The 18,085-nt window shown below is 63.1% G+C and carries 14 protein-coding genes; 5 read left to right on the top strand and 9 right to left on the bottom strand.

Annotated features, from left to right (window positions below; translation table 11 throughout):
• Positions 1 to 43: 43 nt before the first annotated feature.
• On the top strand, positions 44 to 1,840 hold the full coding sequence (locus tag BJ994_RS04170; protein ID WP_167991770.1) for an AMP-dependent synthetase/ligase: 1,797 nt from the start codon (positions 44 to 46) through the stop codon (positions 1,838 to 1,840).
• A gap of 42 nt (positions 1,841 to 1,882) precedes the next feature.
• Here BJ994_RS04170 and BJ994_RS04165 read toward each other — a convergent pair whose 3' ends face one another.
• Both BJ994_RS04165 and BJ994_RS04160 read right to left on the bottom strand, forming a co-directional pair.
• Positions 1,883 to 2,914, bottom strand: a complete 1,032-nt coding sequence (locus BJ994_RS04165; protein WP_342450279.1) for a lipoprotein intramolecular transacylase Lit — start codon at positions 2,912 to 2,914, stop codon at positions 1,883 to 1,885.
• Positions 2,915 to 3,040: 126 nt separating this feature from the next.
• Positions 3,041 to 4,033: a stage II sporulation protein M gene (locus BJ994_RS04160; RefSeq protein ID WP_342450278.1), complete on the bottom strand. Its 993-nt coding sequence runs from the start codon at positions 4,031 to 4,033 to the stop codon at positions 3,041 to 3,043.
• A 73-nt stretch (positions 4,034 to 4,106) separates the two neighbouring features.
• On the opposite strand from BJ994_RS04160, the gene BJ994_RS04155 reads away from it, so the two are divergent.
• A complete protein-coding gene (locus tag BJ994_RS04155) occupies positions 4,107 to 4,910 on the top strand; it encodes an RDD family protein (protein ID WP_167991767.1) in 804 nt (267 codons plus the stop codon).
• A 14-nt stretch (positions 4,911 to 4,924) separates the two neighbouring features.
• Here BJ994_RS04155 and BJ994_RS04150 read toward each other — a convergent pair whose 3' ends face one another.
• From BJ994_RS04150 to BJ994_RS04140, 3 genes are all read right to left on the bottom strand, one after another.
• The gene (locus BJ994_RS04150; RefSeq protein WP_167991765.1) at positions 4,925 to 6,202 is read right to left on the bottom strand and encodes a L,D-transpeptidase; all 1,278 of its coding nucleotides are present in this window, start codon (positions 6,200 to 6,202) and stop codon (positions 4,925 to 4,927) included.
• A gap of 182 nt (positions 6,203 to 6,384) precedes the next feature.
• Positions 6,385 to 7,863: an adenosylhomocysteinase gene (gene ahcY, locus BJ994_RS04145; protein ID WP_167991763.1), complete on the bottom strand. Its 1,479-nt coding sequence runs from the start codon at positions 7,861 to 7,863 to the stop codon at positions 6,385 to 6,387.
• 381 nt (positions 7,864 to 8,244) lie between these two features.
• The gene (locus BJ994_RS04140; RefSeq protein WP_167991762.1) at positions 8,245 to 8,625 is read right to left on the bottom strand and encodes a DUF3499 family protein; all 381 of its coding nucleotides are present in this window, start codon (positions 8,623 to 8,625) and stop codon (positions 8,245 to 8,247) included.
• A 135-nt stretch (positions 8,626 to 8,760) separates the two neighbouring features.
• Between BJ994_RS04140 and BJ994_RS04135 the strand changes: the two genes are divergently transcribed.
• Complete coding sequence (locus BJ994_RS04135; protein WP_167991761.1) at positions 8,761 to 9,252, top strand: metallopeptidase family protein; 492 nt, start codon at positions 8,761 to 8,763, stop codon at positions 9,250 to 9,252.
• Positions 9,253 to 9,291: 39 nt separating this feature from the next.
• Here BJ994_RS04135 and BJ994_RS04130 read toward each other — a convergent pair whose 3' ends face one another.
• From BJ994_RS04130 to BJ994_RS04120, 3 genes are read right to left on the bottom strand one after another with little or no spacing between them, the layout of a single operon-like run.
• Positions 9,292 to 10,929, bottom strand: coding sequence for a DUF5719 family protein (locus tag BJ994_RS04130; RefSeq protein WP_167991760.1), 1,638 nt, complete (start codon positions 10,927 to 10,929; stop codon positions 9,292 to 9,294).
• Between the two features lie 10 nt (positions 10,930 to 10,939).
• Positions 10,940 to 14,515: a glycosyltransferase gene (locus BJ994_RS04125; RefSeq protein ID WP_167995842.1), complete on the bottom strand. Its 3,576-nt coding sequence runs from the start codon at positions 14,513 to 14,515 to the stop codon at positions 10,940 to 10,942.
• On the bottom strand, positions 14,515 to 15,063 hold the full coding sequence (locus tag BJ994_RS04120; RefSeq protein WP_167991759.1) for a WhiB family transcriptional regulator: 549 nt from the start codon (positions 15,061 to 15,063) through the stop codon (positions 14,515 to 14,517). The genes BJ994_RS04125 and BJ994_RS04120 overlap by 1 nt, the downstream gene beginning before the upstream one ends.
• A gap of 272 nt (positions 15,064 to 15,335) precedes the next feature.
• On the opposite strand from BJ994_RS04120, the gene BJ994_RS04115 reads away from it, so the two are divergent.
• Positions 15,336 to 16,082, top strand: a complete 747-nt coding sequence (locus tag BJ994_RS04115) for a TIGR03089 family protein (RefSeq protein ID WP_167991757.1) — start codon at positions 15,336 to 15,338, stop codon at positions 16,080 to 16,082.
• On the opposite strand, the gene BJ994_RS04110 is transcribed toward BJ994_RS04115, so the two are convergent.
• Positions 16,060 to 16,686 carry a GtrA family protein gene (locus tag BJ994_RS04110; protein ID WP_167991754.1) on the bottom strand — a complete coding sequence of 209 codons (627 nt, stop codon included), beginning with the start codon at positions 16,684 to 16,686 and terminating at the stop codon, positions 16,060 to 16,062. The two genes, BJ994_RS04115 and BJ994_RS04110, sit on opposite strands and share 23 nt — an antisense overlap.
• Before the next feature lie 251 nt (positions 16,687 to 16,937).
• Here BJ994_RS04110 and BJ994_RS04105 point away from each other — a divergent pair, with 251 nt between their 5' ends.
• Positions 16,938 to 18,062 carry a 5-(carboxyamino)imidazole ribonucleotide synthase gene (locus tag BJ994_RS04105; protein WP_245192399.1) on the top strand — a complete coding sequence of 375 codons (1,125 nt, stop codon included), beginning with the start codon at positions 16,938 to 16,940 and terminating at the stop codon, positions 18,060 to 18,062.
• Positions 18,063 to 18,085: the final 23 nt, after the last annotated feature.

Below are 18,085 nucleotides of genomic sequence, written 5' to 3'. Positions count from 1 at the left end.
GATTAAGCATCACAGCCACCGAGGGAAAGCGAGTGCACTAAAGATGCGAGAATCCTCCACCGAGCTCCTGGTAGACCTGCCTGCCGAGTCGAACGTCACCGACCTGCTCCTCGCCGAACATAAGCGCTCCCCCCGCGGTCCGCTCTACGCGGTGAAGTCCAATGGTTCGTGGCACGATGTCAGCGCGGAATCGTTCCTCGATCAGGTTCGCTCCCTGGCCAGGGGCCTCATTGCCAGCGGCGTCCAGCCCGGCGACTGCGTCGCAGTCATGTCCAAGACCCGGTACGAGTGGACCCTCGCGGACCTGGCCATCTGGTTCGCAGGAGCGGTCACCGTGCCGGTCTACGAAACTTCCTCGGCACAACAGGTGAGCTGGATTCTCGAGGATTCTGCCGCCGTCGTCGTACTGGTGGAAAACCAGCAGAAGGCATCGGTGGTCCGCGAAGCCGCGCCGGATAAGCGCCTTGTTCTGATGAACTACGACGACGACGGCGACGCCTCCTTCGCTTCGCTGGTATCGGCCGGAGAGGGCGTCAGTGACGAGGCACTGGAGACGGCGCGTTCGGGCAGGACCCTCAACGACGTCGCGTCACTGGTCTACACCTCGGGCACAACCGGCATGCCCAAGGGGTGCGAGATCACCCATGGCAATTTCGCTCTCTTCGCAGTGAACACGCTCGAGTTCCTTCCGGAGCTGCTGCGTGAGGAGAGCGCACGGACCCTCATGTTCCTGCCGTTGGCCCACGTTCTCGCGCGGGCGGTGCAGCTGGTGTGTCTGGCCGGCGGAGTGAAACTGGGGCATACGAGCAACGCGACCGAGCTTCTTGAAGACCTCGCCGAGTACCGGCCGACGTTCCTGCTCGTGGTGCCGCGGATCTTCGAGAAGATCTACAACACGGCGGCGCAGAAGGCTCAGACAGCCGGCAAGGGCAAGCTGTTCTCCGCTGCAGCGGCAACAGCGGTGAGCTACTCGAAGGCGCTCGACGATGCGGCACGCGGTGGGCGCGGTCCCTCACTGCCCCTGCGGGTACGGCATGCGCTGTTTGACCGAGTGCTCTATCCGAAGCTCCGCGCGGTGTTCGGTGGGGCTGTGACGCACACCGTTTCCGGCGCGAGTCCGTTGAGCGAACATCTTGCTCACTTCTTCCGCGGTGCCGGAATCAATGTTCTGGAAGGCTACGGGCTGACCGAGAGCACAGCACCCTGCACGGCGAACACGGTTTCGCTGACCAAGGTGGGGACCGTAGGGATTCCCATGCCTGGAACCACCATCCGGGTGGACGACGACGGCGAAATCCAGGTCAACGGGGTGGGCGTATTCAAGGGCTACCACAACAACGAATCCGCCAATCGTGAAGCCTTCACCGAGGACGGATTCTTCAGGACGGGAGATCTGGGCGCACTCGACGACGACGGCTTCCTGAAGATCACCGGGCGGAAGAAGGACCTGCTGGTAACCGCATCGGGCAAGAACGTTGCACCGGCGCTGCTTGAAGAGAAACTCCGTGAGCACCCGCTGGTGGCGCATGCGGTGGTGGTGGGCGATGACCGCCCATACATCGCGGCACTGATTACAGTCGATCCGGAGGCGGTGGAGAGCTGGGCGCAAGCGAACGGGCACAGCTCTCCGGTGTCCCCCGTCGCGTTGAAGGCGGAGCTCCAGCGGGCTGTGGATTCTGCCAATGAACTTGTCTCACGTGCAGAGCAGATTCGGAAGTTCGAACTGTTGGATGCGGAGTTCACGATCGATTCGGGTCACCTCACACCAACCTTGAAGCTCAGGAAGGCCGCCGTGCTGACCGACTACGGCAACGAGGCTGACCGCCTCTACGCTTCCTGAACCGTTGCTCTCGGCCTGGCTTCGGGTTCAGGCGCTTCGGGTTCAGACCTGCGATTGAGCGCGCCGGGATGCGTAGGTCGCCTCTGACTTCTCCCGTCGCGCTTTCGTAGGCCAGGTAAGGATCACGGTCGCTACGGCCACTATCAGGACCAGTGCACCCACCGTTGCGGCGCTGTCGATCCAGAACTGTGCGGGGAACAGCCTGATCAAGGTGTCGTCCAGCCGGAAGGTCCAGGTGCCGTCGGCGAAGAACAGCGCGTGAACCTGCGTGAAGAAGACCTCCCACGCCAGTGCGGCGGCGATAGCAAATCCCACGACAAGGACAAGGGTTGCAGCTGCGCCCGCGAATAGGCTCCTGCGGATTCCACCGGGATAGCGGCGTGCCAGGAAGATACAGGACGCGATGCAGAACAGGGCGAGAACCGTTGCGACCACAAATCCCGTGGAAAGCACCAGTTTCACATCGGCCATGTGACCGACTTCGCTGTCGAGGAACAGTTGGTCGCCGTTAACACCCACCAGTCCGCCCAGATACCGCGGCGGGGCCCAGTTCAGGATGTAGTCCATGGCGTACGATCCGTAGGTCATCCGGTCTTCGGTGCTGAACCCGTAACTGTCAGCAGGGAAACCGGGACGGTGATACTCGACCCAGAGGAACAACGGTGTAGCAACGGCACGGACTGCTGCAGCGAGCAGGATCACCGGAAAGAATACGGCCACGAGGACCTGGAGCACACGCGGTAGAACAGGCTTCGCCGCTACTGCATCGTCCCGCTGGCTTGCCCTACGGCTGACATCTTCTTCGGATGGGCGAATGGACAACGCTGTGGTGTCCGGCTGTGCTTCGGTGGGGGTGCTCTCATTTGTGCCAGCGGTCTGAGCCTTGCTGTCGCTGTCTTTTGCGGAGGAGCGGTACGCAGCTACATCCGGCAGCGTGCTCGCCTTGCGCATGGGAAGGGTTCCTGACCGGCCAGGTGTCTTCGCCGGGGGCGCGTCATCGCCACGCAGCGCGGCACGGCGTTCTCCGCCCTCCGCCGTTACGCCTTGCTGTCTGTTTTCGTCCTTGTCAGCCACGACCGTCTCCTCGCATAAAGCTCCTGCTTAAGACACTACTCGGGAGGTTGGCGTGCGGGTGCGACAACCACGCCGGGGCACGGTCGGGTGGCCGCATTGCTTGCTCACCTGTGCCGGACAACATAGTCATGCGGTCAGGACGGTCGCACCCCGATCGACGTCACTCAGATCGCTCGTATAACCTGCCCGTACCGCGCGGCGACCAAGAACGAACGTGTACACCCAGTACAGGGCGAACACGACGAAGCCGATTCCGATCCTCGCCCAGACAGGCAATGGGCTTGGGGTGACGAATCCTTCAACCAGCCCGGAGACCAGCAGCACCAGAACCAACCCCAGCGCAACGGTGATAAGGGACCGCCCTTCCTCAGCGAGCGCCTGTGACCGTGTACGTGCTCCGGGAGACACCCAGGCCCAGAAGATCCGCAGACCCGCAGCTGCGGCGACGAAGATCGCAGTCAGCTCCATGAACCCGTGCGGAAGGATGTAAATGAAGAACACGTCAAGCCGGTCGTAGGACGCCATCATCCCACCAGCCATTCCGACACCCTGGGCGTTCTGGTAGAGAATGAACGGCGACCAGAATCCGGTGATGCCAAAAGCAACCGCCTGAACGGCAATCCACGCGTTATTCGTCCACACCAGCCCCGCGAAAGACGCCGGAGGGTTCTCCGAGTAGTAGTCGACGAAGTCTTCCTCGACATAGCGCCGGATTTCTTCGTCACTGCCGAGCGCGGCAATGACGCCGGGAGTGTTCGCGACCCACGCACCATAGAGCCACGCGACCCCAACGAAGAGCACTCCGATGATGATCGTCAGCCAGCGAACCCGATAGAAAGCGGCCGGCAACGAAATCACAAGGAAGCGTGCGACGTCCTCCAGAACGTTCGATCGGGCACCGGTGAATTTTGTCCGCGCCCGGGACAGACGCATGGACAGCTCGTTGGAGAGCGCACTCTCCGGAGCAACCGATCGGATCATCGACAGGTGGGTGGAGGTGCGCTGGTACAAATCAAGCAGCTCGTCCGAGTCCTCACCATGCAACCTTCGTTGCCGGGTCAAGGAATCGAGCCGGTTCCAGTCCGGTCGGTTTACTGCCTCGAATGCATCCAGATCCACTCGATCAGCTTAGCGCCGAGAGCGCTCGGAGAAGGAAGCTATGCTGAATTCCAGCCAAGGGGAGGACAGTGGGATGAGCTCGGTGATAACCGGCGAAGCAGTTGTGCTGGAATTACGCCCGGCATCGTTCGGCGCACGCGCAGTCAGCGTGATGATTGACGTCGTGGCGCAGATCCTCGTGATCATCGGAGTGATCCTGGTCGTAGGGCAGACTCTCGGCGGGTCCTTCGACCCGGCGTTGACCCAGGCGCTGGTGTTGGTACTGGTAGTGCTGGTCCTCGTCGTCGTCCCCGTCACTGTGGAAACGGTTACCCGCGGGAAGTCGCTCGGAAGGTTTGTAATGGGCCTGAGAATAGTGCGCGACGACGGCGGCTCCATACGATTTCGGCACGCCTTCATCCGGGGGATGCTCGCAGTGCTGGAGATCTACCTGTTGGTTGGATCCCTTGCTTTTCTCGTAGCCGTTTTCAACGAGCGCTCCAAGCGGCTGGGAGACCTGCTGGCAGGGACGTATTCAATGCATGAGCGAGTGGTTGCCAAACCACGTACGCGAGCCCAGCTCCCGCCGTCGTTGCGGAACTGGATCCAAACCGCCGACGTCGCCCAACTTCCGGACCCCCTCACCCGGCGAATCTCACAGTTCATCGGCCAGGCGGCTCGGTTAACCCCTGGTGCCCGAGCCACGCTGGCTGTGGACCTGGCCACAGAGGCACGGACCTTTGTGTTCCCCGGTCCTCCCCCTGGCACACTGCCTGAGGACTTCCTCAATGCCGTTGTCTCCGAACGCCGCGACCGCGATTACAACCGAATGATGAAGCAGCGGGAACGGACGGCCCGCGTGGCAAAACACCTGCACAGGTTACCGTTCAGCTCCTGAGAACTCCCGGCCTGTCACGCAGGCTGCTGAGCAGTCCATTCCGGCCAGGGAACGTTCCAGTCGCCAAAGCCGTCCCAGACCTGGACCGGACCTTTGCTCGTGTTCAGGATCTGAACCATGTCGCCCGGACCGAAGACCTCATAGAAGTACTTGGCGCCCTCGGGACTCATTCCCACACACCCGTGTGAAACGTTCGTCACGCCCAGAACTGACTGCGCCGCGGGCAAAGCTTCATGAACAAAGGCACCGCCGTTGGAGATCCGACTGGCGTAATTGACCAGTGTCGGTTCGTAGTACGCCGGGTCACCGGGCTGGAGGCCTATTGATTCCGCCGTGAACTTTGTCTGTTCATACTGTTCCATCACCGTGTAGTAGCCGAAGAATGACGGCCACTCCTCGGTGCCGAGGGTTACGGGGAAAGTCCGTTCGAGCTTGCCGTCAATGAAAACCTGCATCTGCTTGGTCGCATTGTCCACGACGGCCAACCGCGTGTTGTGCGTCTGGAAGGAGAAGGTGTTGTCGAAATTGCCGATCATGCCGTTACCGAAGTCCACTCCGAAAAGCTGCATATCAACGGTGATGGTGCTGTGCGGCTCCCAGAACTCCTGCGGGCGGTAGCGCACCTTGTTGTCATTCAGCCAGTAGAACGCACCCTCCTGCCCGGACGTGCTGGTGATGGTGATGGCATTCTCGACGTCAGCCTTGTTCGTTACCGGCTCACTGAAGGTGATCTCGATGGTCTGTCCGGTACCTACCGTTGACCCGTCCGCCGGGTACATCCAGGCATTCGCCTCGTTGGCCGGCAGCACGGTGGTGAACGTTTGTTGAATGCGGTCCTGGCCACCAACGCTGTCAATGAGGACGAACTCGAAGGAGTACTCGGTGGCAAAGCTCAAACGCTCATCCGCTTTCCAGGACGTGCCGTCCTGGGAAACGGTTCCGGAAATGGCCTCGCCACCGTCCATAGGCTCGAGTACTACATCCACTACTGTCGCGTTTTCCGCACGGATCTCCGGAGGCGTCACCGGGTTCACGCCAGTGGCTCCGTCGGTGGGCGTCACCCCGAACGTGTACTCCTCCGCCTGGGGCGCCCCGGATGGAGGAGTTGAGGAAGCATCAGCCGCGGAAGCATCTGAGCGCGAATCAGCAGATCCTGAGCCAAGGTTGGCCCACGTAGGCGCGGTCACGATACCGGCAACCACCGCCGCTACTACAAGAAGTCCCGCGATGACGAGCGCACCGATCTTCCAGCCTCGCCGACGGGGCTGGAGAACTTCGGGGTGATTCGACATTCGCTATACCTTGCCTGTTGATTACTGTCCAGTTTCGATTTTATGCCCGCACGTGCGGCGCAGCGTCAGGACACCCCGGCGGGCATATTAACTGGGTTCAAGACCTTACGAAGTAAACCCGCACAGAATATCCTTGGCCTGGACAGGGCGTGCAGCACAGCTTCCGTCCAGCGGGATCCCCGTCAGTAGCGGTAGTGGTCCGGCTTGTAGGGCCCGGCCGCATCAATGTCGAGATATTCCGCCTGGCTCTTTGTCAGCTCGGTGAGTTCCACTCCGAGCGCGTCGAGGTGAAGCCGGGCAACCTTCTCGTCGAGGATCTTCGGCAGGACGTAGACCTGCTTGTCGTACTCCAGTGATCCGTCCTCACCGGCCAAGCCATGCTTGGTGTACAGCTCGATCTGAGCGATGGTCTGGTTCGCAAAGGAATTGCTCATCACGAATGAAGGGTGTCCCGTGGCGTTGCCGAGGTTAAGCAGACGTCCTTCAGAGAGCATGATGATGCTGCGCTGACGATCGCTTCCTTTGTCGAAGACCCATTCGTGGACCTGCGGCTTGATCTCAACCCTGGTGATTCCGGGAACACGGGCAAGGCCTGCGATATCGATTTCATTGTCGAAGTGCCCGATGTTGCCCACGATCGCCTGATGTTTCATGCCCGCCATGTGGCTGGCCATGATGACGTCCTTGTTGCCCGTGGTGGTGATGAAGATATCACCTTCGGCCAGTACCGATTCCAGCCGTGCCACCTGGTAGCCGTCCATTGCCGCCTGCAGCGCACAGATCGGGTCCACCTCGGTCACGATGACACGTGCGCCCTGGCCGCGCAGCGCTTCGGCCGCACCCTTTCCGACATCCCCGTAGCCGCAGACAACCGCGACCTTTCCGCCGATCAGGACGTCGGTTGCCCGATTCAGGCCGTCCGGCAGCGAGTGGCGGATGCCGTACTTGTTGTCGAATTTGGACTTGGTCACCGAATCATTGACGTTGATGGCAGGGAACAGAAGCTTGCCCTGCTCGGCCAGCTGGTACAGCCGGTGCACCCCGGTTGTGGTTTCTTCCGAAACGCCCCTGACGTCCCCTGCAATGCGCGTCCAGAGCTGCGGGTCTTCCTGAAGCGACGCCCGAAGAACATCCAGAATCACCGTGTACTCGTGCGAATAGTCGACGTCGTCTTCTGCCGGCGCAGCGGGAACCGCGCCTGCGGCCTCGAACTCAACGCCCTTGTGGACCAGAAGGGTGGCATCGCCGCCGTCGTCCAGAATCATGTTGGGGCCGCCGTCCGGCCACCGCAGAATCTGGGTGGTTGCCCACCAGTATTCTTCGAGCGTCTCGTTCTTCCAGGCGAAGACAGGCACGCCGGCCGGCTCATCGGTAGTCCCCGACCCGACGACGACGGCCGCCGCAGCCTCGTCCTGTGTCGAGAAGATGTTGCACGAGGCCCAACGAACCTGAGCGCCAAGCGCGGTCAGCGTTTCGATCAGCACGGCAGTCTGGACCGTCATGTGAAGCGAACCGGCAACCCGCGCACCCTTCAATGGCTGGCTGTCACCGAACTCGCGGCGTAGGGCCATCAGGCCCGGCATCTCGTGCTCCGCAAGGCGGATCTGGTGGCGCCCGGCCTCGGCGAGTGAAAGGTCGGCTACTTTGAACTCAAACGTCATTTTTGTGTGGGTTCCTCTGCGGATGTGGCGGGCGGAATATCAGGAACAGATGGGTCCCGGCGCGTTCCGGACGCCGTGGCTGCCCCTACGAGTTCGGGGCTGAGAAGCACGGGGATTGATTCGTCGATCGGATACTCGACCGGTCTACCGGACGCATCGGGTGCAACGGAGCGAAGTATCCCGCCGTCCTGGATAACAGCAGAACCGGTCACGGGGCATCGGAGGATGGTCAGCAGACCGGGTGCGATATTGGCCAATGGGATGCAACCCTTCCAGGATTCCGGATACAGCTCGGAGTGCGCGGTACTGCAGCGCTACGCAGTGCGGTGAAACAAGCGTATCGCGCAGCATGAGCGGACGGAGAATTGGCTGCAGGTTGCTTTAGGAGTCGCGCAGCACCCTCAGATGGCCTCGACGGGCACCCTGCTCTCCCGGTGGCGGTGAGAGAGGGGTTTTCGAAGACGGTGCTGCCGGCTCGGGAATGCTTCGGTCCGTCGCAGCCTCCCGTACGGCGTTTGCGAGCGCGAGGAGGTCATCCGGATTCGGTTCGGGCCGTCCGGAGGGCAGAGCCAGCCGGAGAACTTCCCAGCCGCGTGGAACTGTCAGTCTTTCCGCGTGGAGCGTGCACAGGTCATAGGAATGCGGCTCGGCATAGGTGGCGAGCGGACCAAGCACTGCAGTGGAATCGGCATACACATAAGTCAGCGTTGCCACAGCAGCTCGCTGGCACGCTGAACGCGAACATTGACGGATGGATCCCACGACTGATCAGCCTACCGTGTCCGGCGACCGCTCGGCGGACCGACTCTCGTTTCCCACGGGCTCGCGTGAATGGTGGCGGTGCTTCAAGCTGCGCGCCGGGGTGCAGGCAAGCCGACTTGGGACTAGAGTTTCTTCATGCGGGATAGCTCTGAACTGTCGATTCGCCTGGCCGTGCCGGACTCCCCGCTTCGCGGATCTTCCGGTTCCGCCAGGCGGCGTCGCAACCGGCACGGACGCGGTTTGCGCGGCGACCTGGTCCCTTCCCATCTCCCCGGTGCCCGGACCCGGTCCGAGCGTTTCGAAGACTGGGTCATGGAGTCAGCGCAGCGCCTCGAACGGCTCTGGGGCGACCGGATCCAGGACGTCCAGATAATTGTGCAGGAAATCCCGGACGGATTGGAGAGTATGACCCCTCTCGCACTTCGCGGCCTGCTCGGTACCTCCACCGCTGCCGTCGACAAACGGCCGGCGATCATCACGGTGTACCGGCATCCCATCGAGATGGCTGCCAAAGGCTACGTTCCCACCAATGAGCTGGTACACGACGTCGTCGTCGAACAGATCGCGGAGCTGCTTGGCATGACTCCCGAAGCCGTCGATCCGGCCTATGGGCGATCCCGCGCCTAGCACCCGCTCTGCCGGCGAATACGGTTCGACGGCGAAGGCCTAGTAGCCGATATTCACCGCGACACTTAGTTGCCCCGCGCTCCCTGGCGGAATCGGCGAGACCGCAATTCCGGGCGTCTCTCCGCCAAGGGTTGCGAGCTGCGCCCCATACGCGGGGTCCCCTGACGATCCGATCAGCGCAGCCACCGTGCCCTCGCCGAGTTCGGTCGCGGGCACCGTTACCGTGGTGCCTCCGCCTACATTGAATACGCGCTGCTCGCCGAGCGCGCCTTCGGCATTGACCGGTGTGATCGTGACTTCTGCCCTTCCAGACGGGGCGCTGAAGATGAACGATGCGTCAGCACCGGTCGGCAGCACCGAAACATGCTGGCTTCCAAGCCGGGCCGCCGACGGAATCCGTGCGAGGTCGAGGGGTTCATCCGGTGCTGTTCCCCGCGCAACCCGCGCGCCCGAGACGATCAACACATCCGAGCTGACGACTGCCGCATAGTTTCCTTCCGGAAGGGAGTCCAGGGGGATTGCTGTCACAGCTCCTGCCGCCGCGGTAACGACTCCCCCGCCGGGCAATGCGACTTCACCGTTGGGCCCGTAGATCCGGACGTCGAGGACAGCGTCGGTTCCGCCCGGCACCGCTACCTGCAGGGAAGGAGCAGCGTTCGCGTATCCCTCCTGGGCAACAATTTCATCCATCACATCATCAGGCTGGATCTGGATGCCCGGAACAACCTGGGTGGATGAGCTTGGAGCGGAGGACTGAATGAGGTCCACCCCGCCGGAGGTCAGCCCCCGGAGCACGCTCTGTTGGACGAATCCGCTGACACGGCCGCCGTCGCTGCGAACCCTGATGGCAACATTCTCGTCGTTGGCAGCGAGACCGGCCAACACGATCGACTCCGATTCACCCGGCGCGATCAGTATTCCCCTGCCGCCGGGCGCTTCGATCACGCCCTTGGATCCATGCAGTTCAAGATTGACCGTAGCTGGCGAGACCGATGGGTTGTGCAGCTTCAGCACCGCGGTTGCGCCAACAGTCGTCGAGGCGCCCACCAGCCAGAAGTCGTTCGACGGCTCCTGGCAGTTCGCCGTAGCAAGCCCCGCGAGGTCACCATCGGATGCCGTGTACGTGAATCCCGCGCCTGCGGTTGCCTCCTGCTCACCAAGGGCCTGGGCGCGCAGCACCGTTGCGTTCTCCACAGTTTCACCGCGGACAACACCGGCAACGCGCCCGGTCAATCCGTCCTCGTTGCTTACCTGCGGCTTCGCCTCTTCCGATTCGGGCACCTGTTCGGCAATGACAACTGCCGGCTCATCGGCTCCGAGCGGCCTCACGGCCGCACCGGGCACTGTGCCTCCGAGGTCGCTCAAAGCCATCGCGCTGACCCGGTTCTCTGCTGTTTCGGATACCGGGCTGAACTCGGGATCCCCGCCCTCCACAGCGCCCTCCAGAAGCCTGAGCGGTTCGGGACAGACGGCAGAGTACTCACCGGCAGGTACGGCAGCAGTCGGAACGGGAAACTGCTCCGAGGCAGTTCCAATCCTCCCCGCGATGCCCGCCCCGACGAGCGCGCCCGTCGCAGACACCAGTACGACGCCGGCAGCCACGCCAGCCGCACTGCGCACCCAGGTGCCGCGCGGGGTTCGAGCGCCGGTACGTTCCGTTTTGTTTTTCCTGCTCATGCTTCCCACGTCAGTTACCGGCCCTTCTACCGCTCAGAGCCGCATCTTCGGACCTTGGTGTACCGGCGGACGCGCCGGCCCCGGGGTGCTCACCGGCGACCGGGCGCTCACCATTTGCGGCCTCGTTTCCGGTGCCGGCTTGCTCCTTCACAATCGCACCATCGTGCGCATCGTTTGGCACTGCATCAGGCTGCACACGCTTCGTATCGCGGACCGGGACCGCTGCACGCCTGCCTGAGGAAGAGCGAACTTCAGTTGCCCTGTTCCTGCTGGGCGGGATGCGTACAAGCCGGGGGCGCGCGGGGATGGGAACGGCCAACAGCACGGTCAATGCGAACACCACCGCTTGTCCGGTTCCCACCCACGGTTCCCACGGAGTCACATAGCGGACCTCAAGCGTGCCGCCGCTCTCCGGAAGCGTGTAGCCCTGGCTCCAACCTGCGTCAGCAGGTTCCAGCCGCTGTCCGTTCAGCGTTGCTTCCCATCCGGGAGCGGCACGTTCGGCCAGTACGAGGATTCGCCCTATCGGTCCTGCCGGAACGTCCGCGGACGCGGTTGTCGCGTCAGAGTCAAGCACGCTGATAGTGGTTCCGGACTCGTCGAGGATGCGGATGCGTCCTGTCTGCGGCGCCGATTCGGTCGCTCCGGATGCCTGCATCTCGACGCGCCACAGCCACCCTGACTCGGTGTTGCCAACCGATACAAGCCCCGGTACGGAATCGATCTGGCTGGCGAGAACTTCGGCCGCCGAGTCGGACTGCTGCAGCACTACGAACCCAACGCCGAGCCGCTTCAGTTCTTCACGCGGATCGGCACCGGTTCCGGCGACGAGGGTGGCCACTGTCCGGCGCATGTCCGCCGTGGCGTCGTCGTCGGTCCTCAACTGGGCGTCCAGGAGTGGTCCGTGCAACTGACGAGCCGCATATATCTGCGACAGTCCGTCCAGGGTGGTCCCGCCACCACGCATCACTGCAGCGCTGACGTTCCTGTCGCCGTCAACATTCATCACCAGGGTGCGGCTTCGTTCCCCGCTACTCCCCCGATCCGCTGCCGTGGCCGGCAACGTCCGCTGTGCACTTGGCACTACCCACGACTCCGTACCGAAGGACGTGGCCGCAATGGAAGAATCCGGCGTACGAAGTTGCGGAATCAACCACAGCCCAAGGCTGGTTGCGGGCCCCAGAGCCAGGATGACGGCAGCTGAAGTCAGCCACAGGCGCATGCCGCGCGCAGCGGAGGGGTTCGAGCGTGCGCGCCGGGTGCGGAGGACCTGCGAGATGCCCTCCCCGCCTAGAAGACCTGCGGCGAGCACCGCGAAGGTGAGCACCGAAACCCACGGGCCGGAGAAGGGGGTGGTGAGGGTCGCGGAGCCGACTGCAGTAACCACGAGGGAACTTCCAGCGCTCCCAAGGAGCGCCAGGATCGCAAGCAGCCACAGCACCCGTGCCGCCGGCCGGCCACGTCCCGGCAGGAACAGTGCAACGGCCCCCAGCAGCAGCACCGGCAACCCGACCAACAACGCTGCGACAAGCGGCCAGGGCCCCGGCGGGAGGGTCGGAAAGGCTGCAAGCGGTGCAAAGGGGTCAAATGCCACGGGGTAACCGAGCAGCTGCTGCCACAGTGCGGCGGCCTCGAATGGAAATGGGAGCCCCGGATCCCCAACCACAGCCCTGGGACGATCCAGGGTTGAAATCGCAAACGGCAGGAAGAGGGCCAACGCCGGCAGCAGAGCCCACCACAAGGTCTTCGCCCGGCGCCTGGCTACAAAGGTGATCAGGAGAATGGCGAGCACAAAGAAGACCAGCAGGGACGGCGCACTGGCAACGATCGCTGCGACCAGCAAGCCGGCTGCTGCTGCGGCGGTCCAGCTCGGAATCCCGTTGATCCCCGGTTTCAGCATCAACTGCAGGCCGCGCTGGCGGTTCCTGTACCCGACCGAATCGTCCGACTGTGAGCCCGGCCTGCCTGGGGCCTGACCCACAGCGCGAATCATCGCGAGGGCTGCAAGCGGGAGCAGGATGTGGACCAAAAGTGCACCGAGACGCCCGGTTCCCAGTGCAACCTGAAGTACTGGCACTGAACCCCAGAAGAAGGCCGCCCACAGCCGCAACGGTCTGCTGCGGACCAGGGCGCCGGCTGCAAACCATGCGCTCACACCGGCCAGCGGGGCGGCACACAGCAGCAGGGCAACGATAGCCGCGTTGCCGTTACCGAATCCCAGAGCGGACAGCACCCACAGAACGTAGCCGAACGGATCTCCGTGGCCGGCTACCCCTGAGCCAAGTCCGATCCACCACCGGGAAGAATTGGCCCAAATCTCTGCGAGGTCTGTCGATACAGGAAGCAGCGCACCGCCGGCGAGCGCCGGCGCACCAATGAATCTGGACAGCGCGACAACCGAGACACCCAACAGAACCACAGCAGCGGCGATGGCACCCCAACCGACCCATAGGCGGGACGGACCTTCGAGTGCCGCGAAATCGTCGTGGGCATCACCGCTCGGAACTTCTGCGGCGGTGCTTTGGGCATAGGACTCGTCATCGAGCCCACGCGCAGAGAAAGCTTCAACCACGGACTTGCGGTGTGACCACACTTCCCGCCGGTGTGTCCGCAGGGCGCGAACAACTGAGCGCGGCCGCCGCTTGGTGCGGGCTGCGGACCGTCGCGAGCGATAGAGGTCAAAAGGTTTGAGACAGGCTGCGATACTGGCGGCCAGTTGCCCGAGTCCGTACCCGGGGTCCTTCGCAAGCATCCCCAGAATCAGCCGGGCGAATCCGCCCAGGACGGCACCGATTGCCAAAAAAGGTATCTTCCAGAGCGTGGCGTGCTTGAGGCGAAGGTACACCTCGGAGCGACGTGCTGCACGGAACACGGCTGTGTGGCTTTCGCGGGAGCCGGCATGCCGCATCGCCGCAGCGGGCACCACCACCACGCGATGCCCGGCGAGGCGGTTCCGCCAGCAGAAATCGACATCATCGCCGACGCCCGGCAGTGCCGGGTCGAACCCGCCGAGCTCTTCCCACACATCACGGCGGATGAGCATGCCTGCCGAGTTTACGGCGAAGGTGTCACTGCGCGCGTCATACTGGCCCTGATCCAGTTCGTCTACATCGATGAGTGTGAGCCGCTCGGCCCAACGGCTGATCGAGAGTCCAACATCAACCAGCTTCCGCCGGTGTTCCCACTCAACCTGTTTGGCTCCGGCGACGGTAACCGACGGAGCGAGTTCAACGGCTCGAAGCAGTTCCTCCAGGGCCGTCGGTTCGGGAGCTGAATCATCGTGCACCAACCAGATCCAGTCCTGGTCCGCAGCCTCAGGGTTGGCACGACGGGCGGCAGGAATTTCCGCCAGTCCCGTCCGGATGGCGCCTCCGAATCCGCCACGTCCGGTCGCCCCCACAACCGGCGAACCTACCGGAAGCTGCAGTTGCAGAATAGACGCCGATTCATCAGTTGAACCGGCGTCTACTCCAACGTGGAAGTCTGCGGGTCGGGTCTGTCGACCGAGTGCACCCAGCGTTTCAGCGAGGTACTCGGCACCGTTGTGCGCTACGACAACGGCGGTGACCCTCTGGTGAGGATGAATCAGACTGCTCGCTTTCGTAACCGCCGGCGCTCACGCTCGGAGAGGCCTCCCCAGATCCCGAACCGCTCATCATTAGCCAGCGCGTATTCCAGGCACTGCGCCTTGACGTTGCAGGAGCCACAGACCTTCTTGGCGTCCCGCGTTGAGCCGCCCTTTTCCGGGAAGAATGCTTCAGGGTCTGTCTGCGCGCACAGGGCATCCGCCTGCCACCCGAGCTCGCCTTCATCATCGAAGTCGGAGCCGATTCCGGGCAGTCCGATCCAGACAGCCTGCTCCACGTGTTCCGGTGCAGCGGGTTTGCGCGGGCTGGGGACTTTCTGCGGGTCCAGGAAGTTCTCGACGGCAGCGCCGTCGCTGAGTGCCTCGTGCGCTGCGAGGAACGCCGTCGCCTCATCTTCCAGGCCCTGGGTTTGCTGTTTGTACCGAACAGCAGCACCCGGATCTGCCGGGTCAACGTACCAGTCCTGTGGTACTCCCCTTGATCCGTAACGTGCCGATGCCTGGGCCGCTATGGATGTACGGTCCTGAATGTGCTCTGCCTGCCCCATATCAGCCTCCCGGTGTTGCAGCTCCGGCTGGAAGTGTGGGAGATGCGTCCACCGCAAGTCGCTGTGAACCTCTAAATCCCGTCCGCCGGAACAAATCCGATGACCTAATTACACGCGTGTAATACGTTGCGAGTCAAGCGGCGGAAGGAATCTTATAGAGTAATTTTTGCAAGCGGTGGGCACGCCACGCGAAAGACTCCTCACGATTCAGAAACCGGCACCCTCGAATACGCCCCGGCGGACCGCGGCGGCGCTGGGAAGGAACAGCATCAATGACCAGTATTTCCAGCGTGGCCGAACTCCTCGAATCCTTCCGGGCGGCATCCTCCAGACCGAAGCTCATCTGGTACGGCGAGGCGAACGAACGCATTGAGCTATCCGGGCGGGTGCTCGACAATTGGGTGGCCAAGACCTCCAACCTCCTCGTCGAGGAACTGGACGCCGGCGACTCCACCGTTGTCGCAATGAACCTGCCCCCGCACTGGAAATCCCTTGTCTGGGCTCTGGCATGCTGGCAAGTGGGAGCGCGGAGTGCCATTACGGAGCCTTCAGCAGAAGCTGACATCCGCCTCTCGATGGAGGCCGATGTTGCTCGCAACGATATTGCTGACAACGGCGTTCTTGTGTTCATCGCCCCCGGCGCACTGGATGTGCGCTGGCCTGGCGAACTCCCGGCCGGGAGCGTGGACTACGCAGCTTCGGTTCGTTCCTACGGCGACGTTTATCTGGAGGAGCCGGCGCTGCCGGACTCGGTGCTCGCCACCGACGGCGTGAGAAGTCTCACCTTCGAGGACCTGGCTTCCGCGCCGCTGGCCGCAGAGGATCAAATCGCGTCAAAGGAGCCAGAGAACGACGACGGCGTGTGGCTGATTCCAGCCGCGCTGCCCCTTCACACGGTGCTGGCTGCCGTTGTCCGCATCTGGGCGGGCGGCGGCGCCGTCGTCCTGGTACACCCCAGCGTAGAGGTGACCGACCGGCTGCTGGCGGGCGAACGGGTTACTGCTCGGTTGGCTGCTTAGCTTCCCGCACAACGGTGCCCAGCCCGCCGACGTCGTGCTGGTCCGTCCGTACGTTCTGGTCCGTCCGGGTGTGGCCGGGGTCCGGAGTGTCCGCGGCATGCGCGCCGCCGTGCGAGTGCGGGTGGATAAGTTCGTAGTCGTGCGCGAAGCCGGGCTCTGCATCGAGCTCTACGTTGAAGACCCAGAAGCGGTAAGCCACAAAACGCACGGCAGTAGCCAGGACGGTTCCTATGATCCCCGCGACGAACAGGCCGGTTCGGTCGGAAATATCGAGGGGATACTTCGCCAGCCAGACAAAGCCCGCTGCAATGCCCAGTCCGATGGCGTTGATGAATGCGAACATCACGAGCTCGCGCCATGGGTTGGCTTGCCTGCGATGGCGGAATGTCCAGTACCTATTGGCAATCCACGCGAACACGGTGGCAATCGATGCTGAAACGACCTGCGCCTTGACCTCGCTGTCCGACATGGGCCCGTGGATGAACAGCCAGAACAGTCCCTTGTCGATGATGAAGGCCACGCCGCCCACTGCGCCGAATTTCGCGAGCTCCCGCCAGAACAGGGATGCGAGGCCCCTGATTCGCTCAGCAAGTGTGGTGATCATGACCCTCCGGTCGATTGGACTAATTCGCCATGGCAGCTGTTGGAAAAGCATACGGGGCGGACGAACTGCGAGGAGCTGCGAAGAACACAGTACAACTGGCGACCTATTTTACTTTACCGATCGAGATTGAGACTTTCCTGGGAAGCTGCGAAGGGAAGAGGTCACATCACGGTTACGCACCCGGCTATGGGTACCCTGAAGGGGTGACTTTTCCCGTAATTGGTGTGGTGGGCGGCGGTCAGCTGGCCCGAATGATGGCACCGCCCGCCGTCGAACTCGGCCTTGAACTACGCGTGCTGGCAGAGGCTCCCGGCGTGTCCGCGACGGCTGCCGTGGCTCACGCGACCGTCGGTGATTACACGAGCCTGGAGGACCTGCTGGTCTTCGCCGAAGGCGTCGACGTCCTGACCTTCGATCACGAGCACGTGCCCGGCGGGCACCTTCGCGCGCTCGAAGCTGCCGGAGTGAATGTGCAACCGCGGCCTGTTGCGCTGCAACACGCCCAGGACAAGCTGATCATGCGCGCCGCAGTTGACCGGCTGGGACTCCCGAACCCCCGATGGAGTTCTGTTTCCTCACCGGATGAGCTCCGGGAGTTCGGAGGCGCAGTCGGTTGGCCCGTGGTCCTGAAGACCCCGCGCGGCGGCTACGACGGCAAGGGCGTGCGGATCATCGCCTCGGCGGACGACGCCGATAATGCCGCCGACTGGTTCGACGGCTCAGCCCTGCTGGCGGAGGAGAAGGTCGCGTTCACACGTGAACTATCAGCGTTGGTAGCGCGCTCCCCCAGCGGGGAAGCCCGCGCCTGGCCGGTGGTCCACTCCATCCAGGTGGACGGTGTCTGCGACGAGGTGATCGCCCCGGCACAGGACCTGTCTCCTGAACAGGGACAGGCTGTTGCGGAGGCCGCCCTGCGCATCGCCGACGAGCTCGGCGTCACCGGCGTGATGGCGATGGAACTGTTCGAGGTTCCGGGCTCCGAGCATGGATTTCTCATCAACGAACTCGCCATGCGTCCACACAACTCGGGCCACTGGACCATGGACGGCTCGGTAACCAGCCAGTTCGAACAGCATCTTCGCGCGGTGCTTGACCTGCCGCTCGGCGATCCCTCACTGGCAGGCGGTGTCGTTGTGATGAAGAACATCCTCGGCGGGGACAACCCCGAGCTGTATAGTGCTTTCCCGAAAGCACTGCAGGCGGAGCCCGCTGCGAAAATCCACACCTACGGCAAGAGCGTCCGGCCCGGCCGCAAGATCGGCCATGTCAACGCCATGGGTCTACGAGGCGAAACGCCTGCACAGATCGCCCGGCGTGCCGAACGCGCCGCTGCGATCCTGCGGGACGGATGCGAGACCCGGAAGGAAGAACAGTGAACCACTCCGCTACGGACGCCCAG

It is taken from the genome of Arthrobacter pigmenti, assembly GCF_011927905.1.
In the GTDB taxonomy this organism is placed as follows: Bacteria; Actinomycetota; Actinomycetes; order Actinomycetales; family Micrococcaceae; genus Arthrobacter_D; species Arthrobacter_D pigmenti.
This window is presented reverse-complemented; position numbering and strand designations above follow the sequence as displayed.

Bases quoted from the DNA above. Each gene is read 5' to 3' on its own strand.
- BJ994_RS04170 (WP_167991770.1), top strand. From the start codon at position 44: ATGCGAGAATCCTCCACCGAGCTCCTGGTAGACCTGCCTGCCGAGTCG.
- BJ994_RS04155 (WP_167991767.1), top strand. From the start codon at position 4,107: ATGAGCTCGGTGATAACCGGCGAAGCAGTTGTGCTGGAATTACGCCCG.
- BJ994_RS04150 (WP_167991765.1), bottom strand. From the start codon at position 6,202: ATGTCGAATCACCCCGAAGTTCTCCAGCCCCGTCGGCGAGGCTGGAAG.
- ahcY (WP_167991763.1), bottom strand. From the start codon at position 7,863: ATGACGTTTGAGTTCAAAGTAGCCGACCTTTCACTCGCCGAGGCCGGG.
- BJ994_RS04135 (WP_167991761.1), top strand. From the start codon at position 8,761: ATGCGGGATAGCTCTGAACTGTCGATTCGCCTGGCCGTGCCGGACTCC.
- BJ994_RS04130 (WP_167991760.1), bottom strand. From the start codon at position 10,929: ATGAGCAGGAAAAACAAAACGGAACGTACCGGCGCTCGAACCCCGCGC.
- BJ994_RS04120 (WP_167991759.1), bottom strand. From the start codon at position 15,063: ATGGGGCAGGCAGAGCACATTCAGGACCGTACATCCATAGCGGCCCAG.
- BJ994_RS04115 (WP_167991757.1), top strand. From the start codon at position 15,336: ATGACCAGTATTTCCAGCGTGGCCGAACTCCTCGAATCCTTCCGGGCG.
- BJ994_RS04110 (WP_167991754.1), bottom strand. From the start codon at position 16,686: ATGATCACCACACTTGCTGAGCGAATCAGGGGCCTCGCATCCCTGTTC.
- BJ994_RS04105 (WP_245192399.1), top strand. From the start codon at position 16,938: ATGATGGCACCGCCCGCCGTCGAACTCGGCCTTGAACTACGCGTGCTG.